We start from the raw sequence: 19746 nt of genomic DNA, 5'->3' as shown, positions 1-19746 counted from the left end.
TTATTTTTAACAATTCTTTACTCTTTTAATTCATGCAGTAAGCAAGTAATGCTGAAACTGATATCGAGTTGTATTATGATTAATTTAAAAAATAATAAGGCTAATAATGAAAATGGATCTAGATTCTAAACAGAGTGCACTTCAAAAAATATCAAAACAAAATGCACTTTCAGCTGCTTTAGGTGCTGCATTCTGGAGTGTTCCTATTTTAGTTCTATGGGCATTTCTGTTTGAGTTAAAACCAGCTGCAGGTCCTGTGATGTTACTCATTAGTGGTGCGTTAGTTGGTGCAGCTGTACGGTTTCATGGTCGAGGATACGAGCGTTTATTTTCGCTAATAGGTTTAATTGCTCATGCTTGTATTGTATTTGTAGCGTGGGATTTGCAGATTATTCTTGTTGGTGGCGTTTTAGCGGTTATTTTAGTTGGGGTTTATATTTTTGGCGCATGGGGAGCTGCTTACATATCACGCATTAATGTATCAATGCACGACCATAAAGAATTTGATAAATTATTTGAATCTGGCGATTATCAAAAACAAAAAAAGCTAAAAAATAGATGGTTCATTGTACTTCCTGTCGTTAGTGTTTTAACGCTTGTTGCAGGTTTTATCACGGCAATAGGTATCGTTATTTTTCAGCAACAGCAGCATATTGATATTGAGGTACAACAACATCAGCAGCGTGCCGCTGAATTTCGCAGTAAGCATATTGAAACAAGTAATGAAAACCTCGCCTCTATGAGCACCAAAAAAGCATTAACATATGCTTATGCGTATCAGTCAGGAAGACACTTCGATGAGCGAGGATATTATAAAGGAGCCTACCCGCAAGATAGCTTCCAAGCTTTAGTAATATTACGTTACCTAGCTAATGAAAAGAAAAACCCGCGCGCACAATTTATTTTAGGAAAAATACTTAATAACGAAAAAGGCCAGGCTTTATTATTACAAGCCGAAAAAGCAGGTGATGAATTTGCTATGCTTTATAGTATTTATGAATTTGGCTGTCGAATTGATGCGAAGAGAGGCAAACAGCTTCTAATGAGCTTTGCTAAAAATATAGAAGAGCAATCGGTTATTATTGACATACAGAGTATGAACAGCGACGACTTTAATGATCATTGTACAGTATTAGATAGTACTGAATTTGATTATCGTTATATACGAGATTATTAGTGAGTATTGAATTGAGAAGTATTGAGTTTCAATTCAAATCACTGCTCTAAGGTTTAGTTTTTTACTTTGAGTATTTAAAAACTTTATTTTAGATTTTGTGACGTATAGAGCTGCAGCCAATAGGTGTTGCCATGGATCCCTTTTTGCGATCTCATCTATTAGCGGCGACGTGTTTTCTATTGCATCGGGAGGCCTTACTTACCGGTGTTAAAACACGGCTATCGCCAGCTTATTTGATGACGGCCTGATACTTTTAACATACGTAGATTGAGCAGCACGAAACCCAACGAATCTCCAATGTAGTTTGCACCCATAAAGCAAAGTATATGTATATTTTTTGTAGGCGCATAGCTTGCTAGCGCGTCGGGCGTTAGCCCGAAAAAATAGAGTGAATAATTAAAAAATTGCACAGAACTCACGTTTACTTATTGATATGTGGCACTATATAAAAAAGTATTATTTAAAAGGAATTAAATGAAAGAATTCAATTGGAGTAAAGCAACTAAGCCTCCATTAGAAGAGTATTTTCCTGCAGATAAATTAGATCGTGCTCGCTACGCCACGTTCTTATCAAGGCTATTGGCTCAAGAGGGGTTTGACGAAAGCAGGCCGGATGATGAACAAAAGAAAAACTATGTATTAAACTTAAATGCTGAATGGGGGGCAGGTAAAACCTATTTTCTTAAGCGTTGGTCACAAGAATTAATAGTAGATTATCCTGTTGTATATATTGATGCATGGCAGCAAGACTATTCAGACGACCCATTTTTAACTGTAATTGCAGGTATTATAAAGCAGCTTCAACTGCAGGCTAAGTTTAATATAACAATACCTAAAAGCGCAGTTTCGATGTTTAAGGCTGTTGCACCTGCTATTGCACAAGGTTTAACTAAAAAAATATCAGGCATCGATTTAGATGAGTTACACACATTACTATTTTCTGATGAAGAAATTGAAAATGACCAAAATCAAAATTCTAATAAGCTGACGGGCAGCGACTTTTCACCGGCAGTAAAGGCGCTTGCACAAAACTTAATTAAAGATCATGAAGCTAAAAATAAGAGTATTGAAGTAATAAAGTCTAAGTTAGCTGATTGGGTCAGTAAGTTTGAAAAGCAGGAAGGTAAGTCGTTACCCATATTTATTTTTATTGATGAATTAGATCGTTGTCGCCCAAGTTATGCAGTAGAAATGTTAGAGACGATTAAACATATTTTTGATGTTAAAGGTATTGTATTTGTTGTAGCAACAGATACAGAGCAACTCCAGCATACAATCAAATCAATTTATGGTGAAGGCTTTGATGCTAAGATTTACCTAGGCCGTTTTTTTAATAGCCGCTATAGCTTAAAGCGACCTGTTTTAAAGGATTTTTTATCAGTACATAGTGATACAACTAAATTTGAATCTGGGTACTTAGAAAGTAAAGATATTGAGCTACTCCCCCGCACAGAAACACCGGAAACCGCTTTAGCTAATATCTCAGTTGTTTTAGATGCGTTCCAAGTGCCGCCTAGAACAGCCATTCAAATTACTGAACGCATTACTGCCATTATTGTAAATTTACCAAATGGTAAAAAAGTAGATGTGCTTGTGCTCGCTATTTTGTTTTGTATCTATGAAAAAGACCACCCACTTTATGAAGAAATTATAAATGGTAGATTTAAGAGAACAAAATTAAATAAGAAAGGTGAAACACAAAATATAAGGTTATCTGATTATTTATCAGAAAAAATACTACCCGGAGACTCAGGGCAAGATCACGAACTTTACCTTGACTTAAAAGTATGATCTTATACTCCTTTTTTAAGGAGCATCCCCATGTCTAACATTCAGCTATTTAAATATTTCGAATCAATCGACGACCCTCGCCAACAAGGTAAAGTTGTTCATAAACTATTTGATATCATATTCTTAGCTGTTAGCGCTGTTGTTTCAGGCTGTCAGGGCTGGGAAGAGATTGAAGATTTTGGTCATGATAGACTAGATTGGCTCAGAAAATATGTTCTTCTTGAACAAGGGATCCCTCGCCATGACACAATTGCTCGTGTAATGAGCCGTATTGACATGACGCAATTCCAAGATTCCTTTTCTTCTTGGATGAAAGCCTGCTCCAAATTAACTCAAGGCGGTGTAGTTGCTATTGACGGTAAACGATTGAAAGGTTCATTTAATCAGTCAGATAGACGCGATGCGCTTTATATGATCAGTGCATTTGCATGCGAAAATGGTGTTGTTTTGGCACAATGCCCTGTTGATAAAAAGTCGAATGAAATAAAAGCGTTGCCAGAGCTGCTTGAATTATTAGAGATAAAAGGCTGCTTAGTAACGATTGACGCTATGGGGTGTCAAAAATCAATTGCAAAAAAAATAGTTGGTAAAGAAGCCGATTACTTACTTGCGGTAAAAGCAAACCATAAAAGGCTACTGTCACAAATAGAAGATGTGTTATTACCTGAGGTAGCACGACAAGCATCTGATGGGCTCTTGTTTAACGAAGCCGATTATCAAAAAAATAGAGAAGAATTTAGGTGCTGTGCAGTGAGCCATAACGTGAGCGGTTTATCAGAAACGATACACTGGGAAGGTGTAAAAACAGTGGGTGTTATTGTTTCTTATAGAAAAGAAAAAGGTAAATTAAGCAATGAGTTATGCTATAGATACTATATTAGTTCAGCGAATTTAACAGCGGAAGAACTCGCGAGAGGAGCACGACAACATTGGCAAATAGAAAATGGATTACATTGGCGTTTAGATGTAGGATTTAAAGAAGATGAGTGTCGAATTAGGCGCGAAGGTGCAGCACCTGTATTTGCGGGGCTGAGACACATCGCATTTAATCAGCTAAAAGCAGAAAAAAGTTTTAGTAAAGGCATGCCCGCAAAACAGAAAAAAGCTATGCGCAGTACAGCCTACCTTGAAAAGGTACTGAACGCATAGACTTTTTTCATGCTCTTGCCCTGCCCGGAGACTTAGAAAGAGATGTTATATTTTTTATTGATTCAAAATTATATAGCAAGGATCTGAACTGTATAATCAACCGCTACAAAGATACAGAGAAAATAATTAAACTAAAGCAGTACATTGAATGTTTTTTCTGCCAAATTTTTGTAGTTGAAACTTCACTTGTTTTTGCAGGATTTGGAAATACTGATACAAGGAAGTTAACTAAATTAGGGCAAGCTGAAAAAGAATTACGGGAATGCAATGATTCTAATCAGTATGAAGTGGCTAAGTCTTTGATTAAATATATTTATGTAAAAGATACATATAACAAAATTACTAAAGAACACTATCGTGATTTTATAGAGCTTTCATCACCACTTGATTACATGGGTGATAGCTAATTTTTACTAAAAAGTATTTTGGGTGGTAAGTAAAGTAACTCACTCACTTAATTACCACCTAAGCCCCACACTGCCTAATCCCAGCACCCGCATGTTTAAGTGCAATAATCTGCCCCTTACCGTTATGCGCCATAGCGAGCATATCACCCGTATTTATATTACTTTCAACCGCGTGCTTACCTTTTAGCTCACTCAACAGTGAATGCTTAATTTGCACGAGCACCTCGTCATTGCAGCTGGCTATGTACCAGTCGTTATCTACCTTCACTAGAGTACCGTATTCTATGTGGCGCTGTTGGTGGCGGCGTAAATCGTTAGCTAATTGACTATCAAGCGCGTGTTTTTGCTCGTTTATAGAGCTTGCGTAGCTACCAGCTTGGTTTATTTCGTGTGTTTTTATAATTGAATAGTCGTGAATGTCTATGGTGTTAAATACGATTTTAGGCGCGTGGTTAAAGCCATCGTTATTATCAAACACAATAAAGGCGAACACACCCAGTGCGCAGGCAAGGCTGGTTAGCTGCAACGTAAAGCCGAACTTTTTAGGCTTTGTGTGCGTGGCTTTATTAAGTAGCGCTTTTTGCTGAGTGCTTGTAAGTGTAGTGCGCGCTTTTCGCTCTTTGTAATGTTGTGTGAGCTTTTGATCAAGCGGCTCATCAGGCTTGTTCATTGTTTGCTCCTAATAAACGTTTAAGGTTTTGTTTGGCATAGCGCAGCCTTGTTTTAATGGTCTCGAGGCTGCTTTGCGTTATAAGCTCTATGTCGGTGAGCGAAAAGCCTTCTTGTTGTAATGTTATGGCTTCGCGCTGTACAAAGCTGAGTTGTTTTAGGGCGGCGTCGAACGCGTCATAGCTTATGTTTGAGCTGCCTATATGCGAGTCTCTGCTAGTTAAGTCACCACTATTTAAGTCGCTTTCGCTCTTATCATTTTGTGCTGCTAAATACGTATTTTCGTCAAGCTCTACAAAGTGTTGTTGCCTGCGGTATTCGTCAATGAGTGTGTTGCGGGCAAGTTTAAACAACCACGCTTTAGGTGTGGTTTGCGCTTGGTAAAGGTGGCGTTTTTCGATTACTTTTAGCCATGTTTGTTGGCTTACGTCGTATGCTAAATGCGTATTAGATTGCGTAACAAGGTAGTGGTATAAGTCGTTACTGTAGAGGGCAATAAGCTGCTCTAAGTAACGATTGTCGCCACTTTTTGCGTAACTTGCCATGCAGTCCTTGCTTGGCGTTTCAAATAACCATGACTTAATACTTAGTAGCATAGGCTCATCGCTTTTATTGTTGTAATTTAAAATCGAGTTGTACGGTTTGACCTGTTTGTAATTGTGCCACACCTTCAATTACTTTGGGGCGATATTTCCAGCGTTTAATGGCTCTTATTGCTTCGCGGTCAAAGGTACGTTTTGGCTCGGCGTTAATAACTACTGGGTCGATTACTTCCCCCGTTGGCGAAATACTAAAGCTTAGTTGCACCCAACCTTCAATACCATCGCGCGCCGCTGTAGTTGGGTATTTAGGGTTTATGCGCACTATGGGTGTTGCATCCCCTGTTGGGCGATTAATGGTGTTGTTAATGTCGTCACCAAAATCATCAATTGTAACTGGCGTAAAGTCGCTAATTGCCAACACAGGATCGGCTGATGTATCAAGCGGTGGTGCTTTTGGCGGCACTTTAGGCATTGGCGGTGGCGGCTGTATTTTTTGTATATGCCTGACTTTTGAATCCTCAGGTGCCTGAAAAATCTCTACTATAATATCGCCCCCTGGTTTAACCGGTGCGCGTTGCTCGCCACTTATTAAATATTGCATAAACGCAAAAGCTGCAAAGGTCATTGCGGCGCCGCCAATAACGGCGGTCGATGTTTTAATAAATACTGGGTTGTTAGGTACTTCAAGTGTGTGCATAAGCCGCTCCAAATTAACGCATTAGGGTGTTTTCAAAGCTATAACGGGTGGCAAATCAAAAAGGGGTGAAATAATTTTATAAAAAATCTGGGGTTTAGTTACAATAGCCATTCGCATTCTTTTACTTATTAACTTTTTAGGCTGTTATGCAACTCATTGAAATAAATAAAGCGCGTTATCGTAAACATTTAAACCGTGTTATTACAGGATGTGGTATTGGTTTGGCTGTAGGCAGCTTGGCTATATCGCAAACGCTGATTGCTTTATTTCCTGATGAAAGTGGTAGCCACTTTCATTGGAACTTAATAGGCGTTGCTATTACAAGCGCTGGGCTTGCGTGGTTACTTAATAAATACCGTACACATAGCTTTATGACTGAAGTTGTTTATGTGTGGGAGCTTAAAAAAGCACTTAATAAAATAACCCGTAAAATGGCTAAGTTAAAAGCCGCTGGCCGTGAAGGCAATGCCGATGCGTTATTAGCGATTCATTATAGTTACGCGGGCTCTCGGTTATTGTGGCAGCTAGACGATAATCTAATCACTATGGACGATTTAGCCATTAAACAAGCTGAGCTTGAATCTGTTGCAGCGCAACATAACGTAACGCTAAATGCTGATGAGTATGATGCGAGCATTTTAAAACAGTTTTAGTTTTTAATGTTTAAAGGAGTGTCTAATGAAAAAAATATTAGTTGTTTGTTTAGGTAATATTTGCCGCTCGCCAACCGCAGAGGCGGTATTAAAAGCCCGCGCTAAAAAGCTAGGTGTTGATGTTAAAGTTGATTCGGCTGGCACTATTGGTTACCACGAAGGTAAAACGCCTGATAGTCGCTCAATGGCTGCAGGCGAAAAACGTGGTTATAGTTTTAAAGGTATTTATTCGCGTAAAGTACGCACAAGTGACTTTACTGAATTTGATTTAATTTTAGCGGCCGATACACAAAATTTAGCTGATTTAAAAGCCCAGTGCCCTGCGCATTTACAGTACAAATTAGCGTTGTTTTTAGAGTTTGGTGAACAGAGCGTTAGTGCGATTCCCGATCCTTATTACGGCGGTGATGATGGCTTTGAAAATGTGCTTGATTTAATTGAAGCCGCAAGCGACAAAATACTGTCAAAAATTTAAAAGATATGGTTAAGTTATAGTTAATGAATGACTGTTAATATGCCATTGGTAATTTAGGTATGAATACTGGGCTTATTGCAATTCACTCTATTGTAATTGGTACACCTTTTTGGAGAACGATATGAATTCAGTTAAGAAAATAGCAATGACAATGTGTATAGCACTCCCTGTATTTGCTCATGCTGGGGAGTCTATTGTTAAATGGCATGACTTTAACGATTATCGTGATGTACGAGCGTCGAATCAAGCCAGAGGGTCGTATCATAAACACATTGCAAGTAGCTTTGAAAAACATATGGCTAAGCTTGCTGAGCAGCTACCAAAAGGTTATAAATTAAACGTAGAGTTCACTGATTTAGATTTAGCCGGTGATGTGCGATACGGCGGTATGGATGAAATACGTGTAGTAAAACCAATCTATTTTCCGCGCATTAAGCTCAATTATTCGTTAACAGATAAAGATGGTAGCGTACTTAATAAAGGCAGTGATGTAGAGCTTAAAGATATGGGCTTTATGGATAAAATTAAAATGGGCCGCGAAGAATCATTTTATTACGAAAAACGCTTATTAACGCAGTGGTTTGGTGAACAAATATTACCAAGTTTAGATTAACTTAAAATAAAAATGCCGCTAAATAGCGGCATTTCTATTTTTAAGTTTTACTTAAAAGTAGCTAACAGCGTGAGTATTTGCTGTAACTTAATAACGGTAGTTTTAAGTTTTTCTTCATCAAAACCATCGTTAGATAAGCTTTCAACGTCAGCGGCTACGTCAAGAACATAAGGCTTAAAACGTTTAGCTTCAAAGCTAAATCCAGCATCTTGTGCAAATAAGGCTTTAAATTTGCCATGGCCTTGCTGCTGTAATTCATCGAGTTTTTTGTCGGCATCAAGCGCCTGACGATAAACAATTTTTAAATTAGTATTGAGTTGTTCAATAATTGAATCCATGGTTTTCCTAAAGCTTTGTACTGCATGGCCGACATAATACTTGGATTACATTTAAAAGTCAGGTTTGTTATATGAATATATCAGGCACAAGTTTACCCGCTGTTTCCGGCTCAGGCCAAGGCAGTGAGCTTTATAGCGCTGCTTTATCTAAAAAGCAGCAACTAGCAGATGGCGCAGCAGCACTTGCACTTATTGAAGGTGCTGCACAATCGTCAAGTGCACAAACACCAGCTAAGTCGGTAACTGCATCATTGGGTAACAACGTAAATATATACGTTTAAATTAGCTTAAGATCGATAGGTGTTTTGCTTTTTTGACCACCTATTTCTCTAACTAACTTAGGCACTAAAAATCCAGGCAGAGCTTTTAATAGCTCTGCCATTATTTTTATTGCGTCTTCTTCGTTAATATCAAAGTGGCTGGCCCCTTCAACTTTATCTAGCAAATACAAATAATACGGTAATACGTCTGCGTCAAATAACGCTTCGCTTAAATTTATTTGCGCATCGAGCGTATCGTTCACATCTTTTAAAATTACAGCTTGGTTTAGAAGCGTTACGTTTGCTTGTTTAAGCTTTTGCATGGCAGCTTTAAAATCAGCGTCTATTTCGTTTGCGTGGTTTATGTGATTAATAAAAATAATTTTTAATGGCGATTTTGCTAATCGCTCACATAACTCATTGGTAATACGTGCAGGAATAACAACAGGTAAACGGCTATGAATTCGCATTCGTTTAATTTGTGGTAATTGCTCAAGCTCATCTAAAAACCAACTTATGGCATCGTCTTTGGCCATGAGCGGATCGCCACCACTCAAAATCACTTCGTTTATATCAGCATCTGATTTTATGTAGCTTAGTGTTTCAAGCAGACTTTTTTTATTAAGTTGGTTTTCTTGATACGGGAAATGCCTTCTAAAGCAATAACGACAATTTACTGCACAACCGGTTTTGAACATCACTAAAACCCGTGATTTATACTTATGTAAAAGACCTGGTTGGTCGTTATCTTGCTCAAGTAGGGGATCTTTATTAAAACCCGACTTAGTTAAAAATTCTTGATGGCGTGGCATGACTTGCAATAAAAGAGGATCGTTTGGATCGCCTTTGCGTATTTTTTTTATAAAAGGGGTAGGCACGCGTACCGCAAATAAACTGCGGGCTTTTAGGTCGTTTTCATGGACTTGGCTCGATAAACCGACCATTTCAAGCAAGGTTTTTGGGCAGGTAACTACATTTGCTAATTCTTTTTGCCAGTTTTTATGCAAATTTGCTTCATTTCTTTGTATCATTGGCATGTAGATTACTCGAAAAAATATAAATAGAGGAAACGATGGCGAATTATAGCACCAACGAGTTCAAGGGCGGCCTAAAAATTATGATGGACGGCGAGCCTTGCAGTATCTTAGAAAATGAAATGGTAAAACCTGGTAAAGGCCAGGCGTTCAACCGTGTTCGTATCCGTAAACTTATCTCTGGTAAGGTGCTTGAAAAAACCTTTAAATCGGGTGAATCAGTTGAAGGTGCTGATGTAATGGATACAGATTTAGCGTATCTATACACAGACGGCGAATTTTGGCATTTCATGAACAACGAAACATTTGAGCAAATTGCCGCTGACGAAAAAGCACTAGGCGATGCAGTTAAATGGTTAGTTGAAAATGATTTATGTACAATCACATTATGGAACGGCAGCCCTATTGCTGTTACACCACCTAACTTTGTTGAGCTTGAGATCACTGAAACAGATCCTGGCCTTAAGGGCGATACAGCGGGCACTGGTGGTAAACCAGCAACGCTTAGCACAGGCGCTGTAGTACGAGTTCCATTATTCGTACAAATTGGCGAAGTAATTAAAGTAGACACTCGTAACGGTGAATACGTAAGCCGTGTTAAGTAAGCTTTAACATTGTTTATAAAATCCCAGCTTAAGCTGGGATTTTTTTTGGAGAAAATATGTCAGCAGATCTTTGGGCCCCAAGCGCTAGCATTGAAACACTAAAACAACGTGCAGCGATATTACGTAGCATTCGTGAGTTTTTTTATGCACGTGATGTTTTAGAAGTCGAAACGCCAAGCTTAAGTGCTGCCAGTGTAACCGATGTGCACTTAGCTAGTTTTAATACCAAATTTGTAGGTCCAGGGCACGCAGGTGGGCTTCCTCTATTTTTACAAACATCTCCAGAGTTTGCTATGAAACGCTTGTTAGCGGCAGGCTCAGGCGCTATTTTTCAGCTTTGTAAAGCATTTAGAAATGAAGAAGCCGGTAGTCATCACAATCCTGAATTTACAATGCTGGAATGGTATCGCCCAGGCTTTGATGAATTTGCACTTATGGATGAAATGGATGAGCTAATGCGGCTTGTTTTAGATGTCGAGCCGGCAACAAGGCTTACCTATCAGCAAGCGTTTGAACAAGCACTTGGGCTCGATCCGTTAACAGCAAGCATAGAGCAATTAAAGCAACTAGCGTGTGAGCAGGGATTTGCTGATATAGCCCAAAATGAAACGCATAAGGATACCTTACTGCAATTATTATTTTGTATGAAAGTAGAGCCCACAATAGGACAAGATAAGCCATGTTTTGTGTATCACTTTCCAGCTTCTCAAGCAGCACTTGCACAAATTTGTGAACACGATACACGTGTAGCAGGGCGCTTTGAGCTTTATTATAAAAATATGGAATTGGCTAACGGCTTTAACGAACTCACAAATGCTAGTGAGCAAGCTAAACGTTTTAATGAAGATAACGCATACCGCGCTGAAAACGGTTTAAAGCAAGTGCCAATGGATACGCGTTTAATTAAAGCGCTGGAGCATGGATTACCACAGTGCGCAGGAGTGGCTTTGGGGATTGATAGATTGGTAATGCTCGCAACAAATAAAGAAAAAATTAAAGACGTAATCGCGTTTGATGTGCAAAGGGCGTGATGCTTGGCTTGTAGGCGCACAGCTTGCTGGCGCGTTAAAGCGAAGCTTTAAGCTTTTTTTATTTGGTTAGTTTAAAGTAATTAGAAGCTTCGCTTCTCACGTGAGTAAGCTCTACGTCTACAACACGTTTTATTATTATTTATGTTTGATATGCAAAGAGCGTGATGCTTGACTTGTAGGCGTAGGTGGAATATTTGTAGGTGCGAATTTATTTCGCGCTCGTGTAATTTCACTTTATAAAAAAGCGAGGTATAAGACCTCACCTACAATAAACATCAAATCCAACAACCTACGGCCAACCTGTAGGTGCGAATTTATTTCGCGCTCGTGTAATTTAACTTTATAAATAAGCGAGGTATAAAACCTCACCTACAATAAACATCAACCCCATACGCTAAGCCTGTAGGTGCGAATTTATTTCGCGCTCATGTAATTTAACTTTATAAAAAGCGAGGTATAAAACCTCACCTACAATAAACATCAAACCCATACGCCCAACCTGTAGGTGCGAATTTATTTCGCGCTCGTGTAATTTAACTTTATAAAAAGCGAGGTATAAAACCTCACCTACAATAAACATCAAACCCATACGCCCAACCTGTAGGTGCGAATTTATTTCGCGCTCGTGTAATTTAACTTTATAAAAAGCGAGGTATGAAACCTCACCTACAAATAAAAACACCGCGTTTAATTTAAACGCGGTGTTTTTATTGCTTGCTGTAGCTTTCATTTGAAAGCCAACGGCTATGCTTTACAGATTAAGTGTAAACGTAACACCGGCTACGCGAGGCTCACCTAATTGTGTGTAGGTATGTGTTGCGTAGCCATCTTGTGGGTCGTTACCAAATTCAAAACCACGTGTAGGGACTGTTTCGTCAAACACGTTACGAGCCCATGCGCGAACTGCCCACATGTCTGCTTCATAGCCAAAGCTTAAATTAACTAAGTTGCTGCTTGGTGCTTGTGAGTTGTGGCTATCAGAGAAGTAATAATCATCCTTACCTTCAATACCAACCATACCGTAAAGCTCACTTGTAAAGTTATAACGAGCAGTAAACGCATATTGGTATTTAGGTGACTGTGCCTGTTCACGACCGTCTTGATTTAAGCCAGACTGCGTTACAAAATCATCTATTTCAGTATCTAAGTAACCAGCGCTGCCGGTAACAAATAAGTTATCAGTTACTTGATAACTACCTTCAATTTCAAGTCCGTAGTTACTGCCAGAACTTGCGTTATCAACATAACCGGTAAATTGCTGACCTTCTACTTGCCATGCTTTTAGCTGTATGTCGTCGCGGTGCATGTAAAATGCAGCTAAGCGAAGCGTAAATTTGTCATCAAGTGATGAACCTTTAACACCAAATTCGCCGCTCCATAAATATTCAGGGTCGAAATTGGTGTGTTGCTGGAAAAAATCAGCGCTTAGGTTTAAGCCTTCATCTTTTGCTTTAGCCAGTGCTTCTGAGTTAATACCACCGGCTTTGTAACCACGGGTAATGCTGGTGTAGATCATAGTGCGGTCAATTACTTGATACTCTAGCGCAATTTTACCGCCAACCATTACATCGTCAGTGTCTTGTATAAAGCCATTGCTATCGTTGTAGTCACCTTGGTATTGCTCTACACGTAAACCTGTAATGAGTGTTGTTTTAGGACCAATTGGAGTCGCTACTTGACCATATACTGCAACGTTACTCGTTTCGTAAGTTGAAGAGAATGGGCTTGCTAACCATGTGTATTGGCGCTCTAAATCAACATCACGGTTTTGGTAATAAATACCCGCAACCCAGTTACCTGTTTTAGAATTAAATTGTAAATCTACAGATTGGTCATCGCGATCACGGCTGTATAAATCAGTTGAGCTGTATCCATCAGGATGTAAACCTGCAGCACATAACTTTGGCTCATTTGTATCGTTACATACCCAGTCTTCATCAAAGCTATAAAGCAACTCGGTATCAATAGCCGATAGGTTTAGATTTACATCAAAAGCGTCAAAACCCGTGTAAGTATTATTAACGCCTATAGCGTAGCTTTGTTGATTATCTTGGCCTGGTTCATCGGCAACACTATTGCGGCTGTTATCAAGCGTAAACGCATCGTAACCATTGTTTATGTCAATATAGTGAAGGTTTAACTCAGTATTTAAATGCTTTGTAAGCTGGCTGTTTAATTTAAAACGCGCTACTTGCTCGTCTTGATTTTGTGTTTCGTCATTTAAGTACAGGTTATCTACGTAACCGTCTGACTTTCTGCGAAAGTAGCTAACGCGTGCGCTAGAGTCATCTGTTAAGCCTGTGCTTGCTGCAATGCCTGCTTCACGTGTATTGTAGGTGCCAGCACCTACTTGTAATTTTAAACTTGGATCGCTTGTGGCTTTAGCTGAACCCATTTGGATCATGCCGGCCATACCGTCTGCGCCAAAGCGAGTGCCTTGTGGGCCGCGATAAATTTCTACTTGGTCTATATCAAATAATAATGAGCTGCCACCAAGGCCAGAATAGTTAATACCATCAATAACTAAACCAACTGATGGATTAATCGGGTCTACAAATTGTGAGCGAAGCCCCACGCCACGGATTTGGATATAGCGTCCGCGCGACGCGCCAGAAGTAAAGTTTACATTGGCGGTACTGCCTAATATTTCGTCTAAGTAACTTGCACCACGTAGATTAATTTCTTCTTCGCTGAATAAGCTTGCGCTTGCGCTTAAGGTTTGAATGCTTTCGCGTTGAAAATCGCCAGTTACAACAATTCTTTCTAGGTTGCTATCGTCAGCGTTAGCTGCAAGTGGTGCACCAAGCAGCGGTAAAAGTGCTGCGGTAATTAAAGACAAACGTAAGTTCATTAGGTTACTTAACTCCATTTTAGGGACTCGTATGGTAGCAATTATTTGAGCACATGTGCTATAAACTCGGCAATTATACGTTAAATAATTAGGATTATTAATATGACCTTTAAAGTTGACTTTAAAGTGCGTGATTACGAATGTGACTTACAAGGCATTGTAAATAACAGTGTGTATTTTAATTATTTGGAGCACGCTCGCCACGAATTTTTATACGCAAATGGTATTGATTTTGCTCAGTTAGCAAAAGATAAAATTAATCTAGTCGTGATGCGCAGCGAAATGGATTATAAGCATTCGCTCTTACCGGGTGATGAGTTTTATGTGGCTGTAGAGCCGCAGCGCATAAGTCGCCTTAAATTTGCTTTTAAGCAAACGGTTGTTCGTAAATACGATGAAAAAGTAATGCTCAATGCACTAATAATAGGAACGTCGGTTAATGAAAAAGGCCGCCCATTTTTGCCTGAGCAAATAGATAATGTATTCAAAACTACAACTTAGTGCGTAGTAGCGTAACTTTTGAACTATCATAGAACAAAAATTTACATTTTAAACATGCATTTTTAACGGATAAATCGCATAAATATTGTTATTATTACAGTAATTAGACAATTAGTTAGTAGTAGCATGAAATTAGCAGCAATACCGATGCTTATAATCGGTTTATGTGTTGGTTGCGCATCGACAGGGACGGTTACCAGTGAGCAGCTAAAATACACCCAATGGCAATTATCACATGTTGATGGTTTAGCAATTCCACCTTCTTTTAACGCATCAATGAGCTTTATTGAAGCGCTGCAAGTAAATGGTTTTGCTGGCTGTAACAAATTTTTTGGTGAGGGCTCGCTTGAAGAAAGTAATCTTACCGTAAGTAAATTAGGTATGACGCGCAAGTCGTGCGGAAAAGAACTTGATGAGTTTGAGCAGCAGTTATTACAAGCCTTAAATCAAGGCGCAGAGCTTAAAATGCAAGACCAGCAATTAGTCATGCAAGGCGAGCAAACATTTGTGTTTATCCCTAAATAATTTTAAGTTTTTGAAAAACAGCCCCTTGCGGGCAGTTTTTAACTGACGTACACTCAGCGCAGATTTGATGAATAATATATCAAATCAACGAACAAAATTTATATATCAATACTTGTCGGAGTGCCAAAGCTAAGTAATTAGTTTTTGGCTGAGATCGCGAAAGCGGGATCCGTGAACCTGATCAGGTTAATACCTGCGTAGGGAACAAGCTGCCTAAAATAGGACGCTTGTGCGTCTTTTTTTATGCGCACAATAAAGTGATTTTGTTTTTTTAGGCTGCAAAGTAGCATGTACGCTACTTTACGATCTTTCTCTATTCCTCGGAATATCTGATAAGACAACCCTTAAGCAATGAGGCAAGTCATGTCAAATACTACAAATAAAGCGTCACGCCGAGAAACTCGCGCTGCCGCGTCTGAATATATTTATAACTTAACGGGTCAACCGTTCCCAAATTCTCATAAAGTATACGTTGAAGGTACTCAACCAGGCGTGCGCGTTGGTATGCGTGAAATCACGTTAAGTGATACGTTTATTGGCGGTACAGATGAAAACCCTGTTTATGAGTCAAACGATTCGCTTCGCGTTTACGATACGTCGGGCCCGTATACCGATCCTAATTTTGAACTAGACGTGCGTAAAGGCTTACCAAAATTTCGTGAACAATGGATTGAAAACCGTGGTGACACTGAAATTTTAGAATCAGTGACGTCGCAGTTTTCGCAGCAGCGCATGGCAGATGAAGGGCTGGATCATATTCGCTTTGATCACTTGCCAAAAATTCGCCGTGGTGTCGCTGGTAAAAACGTAACGCAAATGCACTACGCACGCCAAGGGATTATTACTCCTGAAATGGAATACGTAGCCGTTCGCGAAAATATGGGACGTGCAGAAATTCGTAAAGAATTACTAGCCGCGCAGCATAAAGGCGAGTCGTTTGGTGCGAGTATTCCTGAATTTATTACCCCAGAGTTTGTACGCGACGAAATAGCCCGTGGTCGCGCTATTTTACCAAATAATATAAACCATCCAGAAACAGAGCCTATGATTGTCGGTCGTAACTTTTTAGTTAAAGTTAACGCCAACATTGGTAACTCGTCGGTCAGCTCATCTATTGAAGAAGAAGTAGAAAAAATGGTGTGGTCTACTCGCTGGGGTGCAGACACCGTGATGGACTTATCAACGGGTCGTTACATTCACGAAACGCGTGAATGGGTTGTACGTAACTCGCCTGTACCTATTGGCACAGTACCGATTTATCAAGCGCTTGAAAAAGTAAACGGTGTGGCTGAGGATTTAACGTGGGAAATTTTTCGCGATACGCTAATTGAGCAAGCCGAGCAGGGTGTTGATTACTTTACTATTCATGCGGGTGTATTACTGCGTTATGTACCAATGACCGCTAAACGTGTAACCGGTATTGTGTCGCGCGGTGGCTCAATTATGGCTAAGTGGTGTTTAGCGCATCACAAAGAAAACTTTTTATACACGCACTTTGAAGACATTTGCGAAATTTTAAAACAATACGATGTGTGTTTTTCACTCGGTGATGGACTTCGTCCAGGTTCTATTGCTGATGCCAACGATGAAGCGCAGTTTAGTGAGCTGCGCACATTAGGTGAACTGACTAAAATTGCGTGGAAGCACGACGTACAAGTATTTATTGAAGGCCCAGGGCATGTGCCAATGCACATGATTAAAGCCAATATGGATGAGCAATTAAAGCATTGCGACGAAGCGCCATTTTACACTTTAGGCCCGTTAACGACCGATATTGCACCAGGGTACGATCATATCACCTCAGGTATTGGGGCGGCCCAAATAGCATGGTACGGCTGTGCAATGCTTTGTTATGTAACACCTAAAGAGCATTTGGGTCTGCCAAATAAAGAAGATGTTAAAGAAGGTTTAATTACTTACAAAATTGCAGCGCATGCCGCCGATTTAGCAAAAGGGCACCCTGGCGCGCAAGAGCGTGATAACGCCTTATCAAAAGCGCGTTTTGAGTTTAGATGGCATGACCAATTTAATATAGGTTTAGATCCAGAGCGTGCTCGCGAGTATCACGACGAAACCCTTCCGCAAGAGTCAGGCAAAGTGGCTCACTTTTGCTCTATGTGTGGCCCTAAATTTTGCTCTATGAAAATTAGCCAAGAAGTACGCGATTACGCTAAAGATTTAGAAACACGCGGTATTGATCCAAATGACGCTGGCGACGCTATTGAAATAAAAATGATTGATGTAGAAGCCGAAATGAAAGCTAAATCTGCCCAGTTTAAGCAAACAGGCTCAGAAATTTACCACAAAGCGGTATAACAAGAAGTTAGATACAGATGTAGGTGAGGTTTTATACCTCGCTTCTTTAAACATTGAAGAAGTGCGAGTGAGTTCGCACCTACTAATAACTGCTTTTGGAGGTTTTATGTTTTATAACATTGCTGTGGTGGGTTTTGGTTTAGCAGGGCGCTTAGCTGCCCTGGATCTAAGTAAGTTGCATCATGTAACGGTGTTTGAAGCAGACGACGAGCAAACCCCAAATAGCTCCGGTAAAGTGGCAGCAGCAATGCTTGCCCCGCTTGCTGAGTCGGTATTGTGTGAGGCTGATTTAGCTTTAATGGGGCTTGATTCAATGAAACGCTGGCCGGGCATTATTGCAGAACTTGAAAGTGAAGTTTTTTTTCAGCAGCAAGGCACATTGGTCGTTGCGCATCAGCAAGATAAAGGCGATCTACAAAGCTTTACCCAGAGAATAAAGCCTATAGCAGGGCACAGCGCTCAGGCATTGAATGCTCAGCAAATAGCGCAGTTAGAGCCAGAGCTTGCTAATCGGTTTAACCAAGGTCTATTTTTACCCTGCGAGGGGCAAATAGATAACCAAGCCTTTTATAAAGCAAGTTTTACCATGCTCAACAAGCGCAAAGTTAAGTGTGTGTTTAACCAGCGCGTAACCATTAAAAACGGCGAAATAAATAATCGACCATTTGACTACATTATAGATTGTCGTGGGCTTGGTGCTAAAAGCGATAAACCACTTAGAGGTGTGCGCGGTGAAGTCGCAAGGATATATGCACCTGAAGTAAATTTAACGCGACCTGTGCGTTTAATGCATCCGCGTTACCCAATTTATATAGCGCCTAAACCTAATCATGAATATGTAATTGGTGCGACCGAAATAGAATCGCAAGATAGCGGCGCCGCAACAGTGCGATCAACTCTTGAGTTACTTTCAGCGGCTTATACCGTACACAGCGGATTTGCCGAAGCACGACTACTTAATATTCAAGCCGGATTACGCCCTGCATTTAGCGATAACCGCCCAGAAGTATCACAAGTTGGCAATGTAATTAGCATTAACGGCTTATATCGTCATGGTTATATGCTGGCACCGGCATTAGTGGCGCAAGTAGTTTCACGAATAGAGTGAGAATAAAATGAACATTACAATTAATGGCGAGCTACTTAATGTTAATAGCAAAGCACTCGTCGAGGTACTTCAAAGTTTTGGTGCAGTTGCGCCTTTTGCTGTGGCTGTTAATGGCGAATTTATTCCACAAAGTCGGCACAGTAACTATGTATTTAATGAAGGCGACAGTGTTGAGTTACTGTCACCCATTCAAGGCGGATAAAGCTCATGCAAACTAAAGACTGTTTAACTATTTATGGAGAGCAAATAAAGAGTCGTTTATTGATAGGCTCTGCGCTTTATCCGTCACCCGACATTATGACCCAATCGATAGTCGCCTCTGGCGCTGAAATTGTAACCGTGTCGCTTAGGCGCCAACAAAGTGTAGCAGCCGGTGATGACTTTTGGCAGTTAATAAAAAATACAGGCTTAAAAATACTCCCTAATACTGCAGGGTGCCACAGTGTAAAAGAGGCGATTACACTCGCAAAAATGTGCCGAGAGGTATTTGCCACAGATTGGATTAAGCTAGAGCTGATTGGCGATGATTACAATTTACAGCCTGACCCTTTTGCGCTACTTGAAGCCACAAAAATATTAATTAATGATGGCTTTAAAGTATTGCCTTATTGCACCGATGACTTAGTACTTTGCCAGCGCTTAAATGAGCTAGGGTGTGAGGTGCTTATGCCGTGGGGTGCGCCAATAGGCACCGGTAAAGGCTTGTCAAATAGCTATAATTTAAAAACTATTCGAGAGCGTTTACCCGATACCACATTAATAGTAGATGCAGGTTTAGGTTTGCCATCGCATGCCTGCCAAGCACTCGAAATGGGGTATGATGCGGTATTATTAAATTCAGCCATTGCAGGGGCGGGCTGCCCAATTACTATGAGCCGCGCATTTAAAGTCGCAGTTGAAGCAGGGCGCTTTGCATATCAAGCAAAAGCAATGCCTGAAAAAGACGTTGCAGCCCCATCAACCCCTACAATGGGTATGCCATTTTGGCATCAGCAGTGAAGGAG

Annotated in this window: 22 protein-coding genes and 1 riboswitch; of the genes, 15 read left to right on the top strand and 7 right to left on the bottom strand. The window is 40.1% G+C overall.

Going from position 1 to position 19746, the window contains the following annotated elements:
* The first annotated feature begins 112 nt into the window (after window positions 1–112).
* From AC0VZ4_RS16800 to AC0VZ4_RS16790, 3 genes are all read left to right on the top strand, one after another.
* A complete protein-coding gene (locus AC0VZ4_RS16800) occupies window positions 113–1177 on the top strand; it encodes a hypothetical protein (protein WP_475440223.1) in 1065 nt (354 codons plus the stop codon).
* A gap of 474 nt (window positions 1178–1651) precedes the next feature.
* Entirely contained in the window at window positions 1652–2968 is a 1317-nt protein-coding gene (locus tag AC0VZ4_RS16795) for a KAP family P-loop NTPase fold protein (protein WP_475440222.1), read from the top strand.
* Window positions 2969–2998: 30 nt separating this feature from the next.
* Window positions 2999–4117: an ISAs1 family transposase gene (locus tag AC0VZ4_RS16790; RefSeq protein ID WP_007378406.1), complete on the top strand. Its 1119-nt coding sequence runs from the start codon at window positions 2999–3001 to the stop codon at window positions 4115–4117.
* A gap of 465 nt (window positions 4118–4582) precedes the next feature.
* Here the strand turns inward: AC0VZ4_RS16790 and AC0VZ4_RS16785 are convergent, their stop codons facing one another.
* The 3 genes from AC0VZ4_RS16785 to AC0VZ4_RS16775 are packed head-to-tail and all read right to left on the bottom strand — an operon-like array spanning window position 4583 to window position 6432.
* Window positions 4583–5194 carry a hypothetical protein gene (locus tag AC0VZ4_RS16785; RefSeq protein ID WP_475440221.1) on the bottom strand — a complete coding sequence of 204 codons (612 nt, stop codon included), beginning with the start codon at window positions 5192–5194 and terminating at the stop codon, window positions 4583–4585.
* Complete coding sequence (locus AC0VZ4_RS16780) at window positions 5181–5789, bottom strand: sigma-70 family RNA polymerase sigma factor (protein ID WP_475440219.1); 609 nt, start codon at window positions 5787–5789, stop codon at window positions 5181–5183. Before AC0VZ4_RS16780 ends, AC0VZ4_RS16785 begins: the two co-directional genes overlap by 14 nt.
* A 13-nt stretch (window positions 5790–5802) precedes the next feature.
* Window positions 5803–6432, bottom strand: a complete 630-nt coding sequence (locus AC0VZ4_RS16775) for an energy transducer TonB (protein ID WP_138584150.1) — start codon at window positions 6430–6432, stop codon at window positions 5803–5805.
* Window positions 6433–6578: 146 nt separating this feature from the next.
* On the opposite strand from AC0VZ4_RS16775, the gene AC0VZ4_RS16770 reads away from it, so the two are divergent.
* From AC0VZ4_RS16770 to AC0VZ4_RS16760, 3 genes are all read left to right on the top strand, one after another.
* Window positions 6579–7085 carry a DUF3087 domain-containing protein gene (locus AC0VZ4_RS16770; RefSeq protein WP_475440218.1) on the top strand — a complete coding sequence of 169 codons (507 nt, stop codon included), beginning with the start codon at window positions 6579–6581 and terminating at the stop codon, window positions 7083–7085.
* Window positions 7086–7110: 25 nt separating this feature from the next.
* Entirely contained in the window at window positions 7111–7560 is a 450-nt protein-coding gene (locus AC0VZ4_RS16765; protein WP_008137282.1) for a low molecular weight protein-tyrosine-phosphatase, read from the top strand.
* A 121-nt stretch (window positions 7561–7681) separates the two neighbouring features.
* Window positions 7682–8173 carry a DUF3016 domain-containing protein gene (locus tag AC0VZ4_RS16760; protein ID WP_007378815.1) on the top strand — a complete coding sequence of 164 codons (492 nt, stop codon included), beginning with the start codon at window positions 7682–7684 and terminating at the stop codon, window positions 8171–8173.
* Window positions 8174–8220: 47 nt separating this feature from the next.
* Here the strand turns inward: AC0VZ4_RS16760 and AC0VZ4_RS16755 are convergent, their stop codons facing one another.
* A complete protein-coding gene (locus tag AC0VZ4_RS16755) occupies window positions 8221–8511 on the bottom strand; it encodes a hypothetical protein (protein ID WP_002960798.1) in 291 nt (96 codons plus the stop codon).
* Window positions 8512–8582: 71 nt separating this feature from the next.
* Between AC0VZ4_RS16755 and AC0VZ4_RS16750 the strand changes: the two genes are divergently transcribed.
* Window positions 8583–8792 (top strand): hypothetical protein, encoded by a 210-nt coding sequence (locus AC0VZ4_RS16750; protein WP_002960797.1) that lies wholly within the window; start codon window positions 8583–8585, stop codon window positions 8790–8792.
* On the opposite strand, the gene epmB is transcribed toward AC0VZ4_RS16750, so the two are convergent.
* Window positions 8789–9802: an EF-P beta-lysylation protein EpmB gene (gene epmB / locus AC0VZ4_RS16745; protein WP_475441678.1), complete on the bottom strand. Its 1014-nt coding sequence runs from the start codon at window positions 9800–9802 to the stop codon at window positions 8789–8791. The two genes, AC0VZ4_RS16750 and epmB, sit on opposite strands and share 4 nt — an antisense overlap.
* Window positions 9803–9843: 41 nt before the next feature.
* Here epmB and efp point away from each other — a divergent pair, with 41 nt between their 5' ends.
* Together efp and epmA are read left to right on the top strand one after the other, a co-directional pair.
* On the top strand, window positions 9844–10410 hold the full coding sequence (gene efp, locus AC0VZ4_RS16740; protein ID WP_024596699.1) for an elongation factor P: 567 nt from the start codon (window positions 9844–9846) through the stop codon (window positions 10408–10410).
* 56 nt (window positions 10411–10466) lie between these two features.
* Entirely contained in the window at window positions 10467–11441 is a 975-nt protein-coding gene (epmA, locus tag AC0VZ4_RS16735; protein ID WP_475440217.1) for an elongation factor P--(R)-beta-lysine ligase, read from the top strand.
* Window positions 11442–11835: 394 nt separating this feature from the next.
* On the opposite strand, the gene AC0VZ4_RS16730 is transcribed toward epmA, so the two are convergent.
* Together AC0VZ4_RS16730 and AC0VZ4_RS16725 are read right to left on the bottom strand one after the other, a co-directional pair.
* Window positions 11836–12171, bottom strand: a complete 336-nt coding sequence (locus AC0VZ4_RS16730; protein WP_475440216.1) for a hypothetical protein — start codon at window positions 12169–12171, stop codon at window positions 11836–11838.
* Window positions 12172–12192: 21 nt separating this feature from the next.
* Window positions 12193–14292: a TonB-dependent receptor gene (locus tag AC0VZ4_RS16725; RefSeq protein ID WP_475440215.1), complete on the bottom strand. Its 2100-nt coding sequence runs from the start codon at window positions 14290–14292 to the stop codon at window positions 12193–12195.
* A gap of 102 nt (window positions 14293–14394) precedes the next feature.
* Here AC0VZ4_RS16725 and AC0VZ4_RS16720 point away from each other — a divergent pair, with 102 nt between their 5' ends.
* The 6 genes from AC0VZ4_RS16720 to AC0VZ4_RS16695 all read left to right on the top strand — a co-directional run bounded on the left by AC0VZ4_RS16720 (window position 14395) and on the right by AC0VZ4_RS16695 (window position 19741).
* Window positions 14395–14793 carry an acyl-CoA thioesterase gene (locus AC0VZ4_RS16720; RefSeq protein ID WP_008135779.1) on the top strand — a complete coding sequence of 133 codons (399 nt, stop codon included), beginning with the start codon at window positions 14395–14397 and terminating at the stop codon, window positions 14791–14793.
* Between the two features lie 126 nt (window positions 14794–14919).
* Window positions 14920–15318: an META domain-containing protein gene (locus AC0VZ4_RS16715; protein WP_033023856.1), complete on the top strand. Its 399-nt coding sequence runs from the start codon at window positions 14920–14922 to the stop codon at window positions 15316–15318.
* A gap of 106 nt (window positions 15319–15424) precedes the next feature.
* Window positions 15425–15539, top strand: a riboswitch (TPP riboswitch).
* A gap of 142 nt (window positions 15540–15681) precedes the next feature.
* Complete coding sequence (gene thiC / locus AC0VZ4_RS16710; RefSeq protein WP_475440214.1) at window positions 15682–17634, top strand: phosphomethylpyrimidine synthase ThiC; 1953 nt, start codon at window positions 15682–15684, stop codon at window positions 17632–17634.
* Between the two features lie 106 nt (window positions 17635–17740).
* Window positions 17741–18742, top strand: a complete 1002-nt coding sequence (locus AC0VZ4_RS16705; protein ID WP_475440213.1) for an FAD-dependent oxidoreductase — start codon at window positions 17741–17743, stop codon at window positions 18740–18742.
* 7 nt (window positions 18743–18749) lie between these two features.
* Window positions 18750–18944: a sulfur carrier protein ThiS gene (thiS, locus tag AC0VZ4_RS16700; protein ID WP_096793732.1), complete on the top strand. Its 195-nt coding sequence runs from the start codon at window positions 18750–18752 to the stop codon at window positions 18942–18944.
* A gap of 5 nt (window positions 18945–18949) precedes the next feature.
* Window positions 18950–19741, top strand: a complete 792-nt coding sequence (locus AC0VZ4_RS16695; protein ID WP_475440212.1) for a thiazole synthase — start codon at window positions 18950–18952, stop codon at window positions 19739–19741.
* Window positions 19742–19746: the final 5 nt, after the last annotated feature.

The sequence above is a fragment of the Pseudoalteromonas sp. QJM3NY_22 genome (assembly GCF_056173065.1).
The sequence above is the reverse complement of the archived record's forward strand: the minus strand, read 5'-3'. Positions and strand labels throughout refer to the sequence as shown.

Excerpts from the sequence above, each read along its gene's own strand:
- AC0VZ4_RS16800 (WP_475440223.1), top strand. The coding sequence starts at position 113 with ATGGATCTAGATTCTAAACAGAGTGCACTTCAAAAAATATCAAAACAA.
- AC0VZ4_RS16795 (WP_475440222.1), top strand. The coding sequence starts at position 1,652 with ATGAAAGAATTCAATTGGAGTAAAGCAACTAAGCCTCCATTAGAAGAG.
- AC0VZ4_RS16790 (WP_007378406.1), top strand. The coding sequence starts at position 2,999 with ATGTCTAACATTCAGCTATTTAAATATTTCGAATCAATCGACGACCCT.
- AC0VZ4_RS16785 (WP_475440221.1), bottom strand. The coding sequence starts at position 5,194 with ATGAACAAGCCTGATGAGCCGCTTGATCAAAAGCTCACACAACATTAC.
- AC0VZ4_RS16780 (WP_475440219.1), bottom strand. The coding sequence starts at position 5,789 with ATGCTACTAAGTATTAAGTCATGGTTATTTGAAACGCCAAGCAAGGAC.
- AC0VZ4_RS16775 (WP_138584150.1), bottom strand. The coding sequence starts at position 6,432 with ATGCACACACTTGAAGTACCTAACAACCCAGTATTTATTAAAACATCG.
- AC0VZ4_RS16770 (WP_475440218.1), top strand. The coding sequence starts at position 6,579 with ATGCAACTCATTGAAATAAATAAAGCGCGTTATCGTAAACATTTAAAC.
- AC0VZ4_RS16765 (WP_008137282.1), top strand. The coding sequence starts at position 7,111 with ATGAAAAAAATATTAGTTGTTTGTTTAGGTAATATTTGCCGCTCGCCA.
- AC0VZ4_RS16760 (WP_007378815.1), top strand. The coding sequence starts at position 7,682 with ATGAATTCAGTTAAGAAAATAGCAATGACAATGTGTATAGCACTCCCT.
- AC0VZ4_RS16755 (WP_002960798.1), bottom strand. The coding sequence starts at position 8,511 with ATGGATTCAATTATTGAACAACTCAATACTAATTTAAAAATTGTTTAT.
- AC0VZ4_RS16750 (WP_002960797.1), top strand. The coding sequence starts at position 8,583 with ATGAATATATCAGGCACAAGTTTACCCGCTGTTTCCGGCTCAGGCCAA.
- epmB (WP_475441678.1), bottom strand. The coding sequence starts at position 9,802 with ATGATACAAAGAAATGAAGCAAATTTGCATAAAAACTGGCAAAAAGAA.
- efp (WP_024596699.1), top strand. The coding sequence starts at position 9,844 with ATGGCGAATTATAGCACCAACGAGTTCAAGGGCGGCCTAAAAATTATG.
- epmA (WP_475440217.1), top strand. The coding sequence starts at position 10,467 with ATGTCAGCAGATCTTTGGGCCCCAAGCGCTAGCATTGAAACACTAAAA.
- AC0VZ4_RS16730 (WP_475440216.1), bottom strand. The coding sequence starts at position 12,171 with ATGAAAGCTACAGCAAGCAATAAAAACACCGCGTTTAAATTAAACGCG.
- AC0VZ4_RS16725 (WP_475440215.1), bottom strand. The coding sequence starts at position 14,292 with ATGAACTTACGTTTGTCTTTAATTACCGCAGCACTTTTACCGCTGCTT.
- AC0VZ4_RS16720 (WP_008135779.1), top strand. The coding sequence starts at position 14,395 with ATGACCTTTAAAGTTGACTTTAAAGTGCGTGATTACGAATGTGACTTA.
- AC0VZ4_RS16715 (WP_033023856.1), top strand. The coding sequence starts at position 14,920 with ATGAAATTAGCAGCAATACCGATGCTTATAATCGGTTTATGTGTTGGT.
- thiC (WP_475440214.1), top strand. The coding sequence starts at position 15,682 with ATGTCAAATACTACAAATAAAGCGTCACGCCGAGAAACTCGCGCTGCC.
- AC0VZ4_RS16705 (WP_475440213.1), top strand. The coding sequence starts at position 17,741 with ATGTTTTATAACATTGCTGTGGTGGGTTTTGGTTTAGCAGGGCGCTTA.
- thiS (WP_096793732.1), top strand. The coding sequence starts at position 18,750 with ATGAACATTACAATTAATGGCGAGCTACTTAATGTTAATAGCAAAGCA.
- AC0VZ4_RS16695 (WP_475440212.1), top strand. The coding sequence starts at position 18,950 with ATGCAAACTAAAGACTGTTTAACTATTTATGGAGAGCAAATAAAGAGT.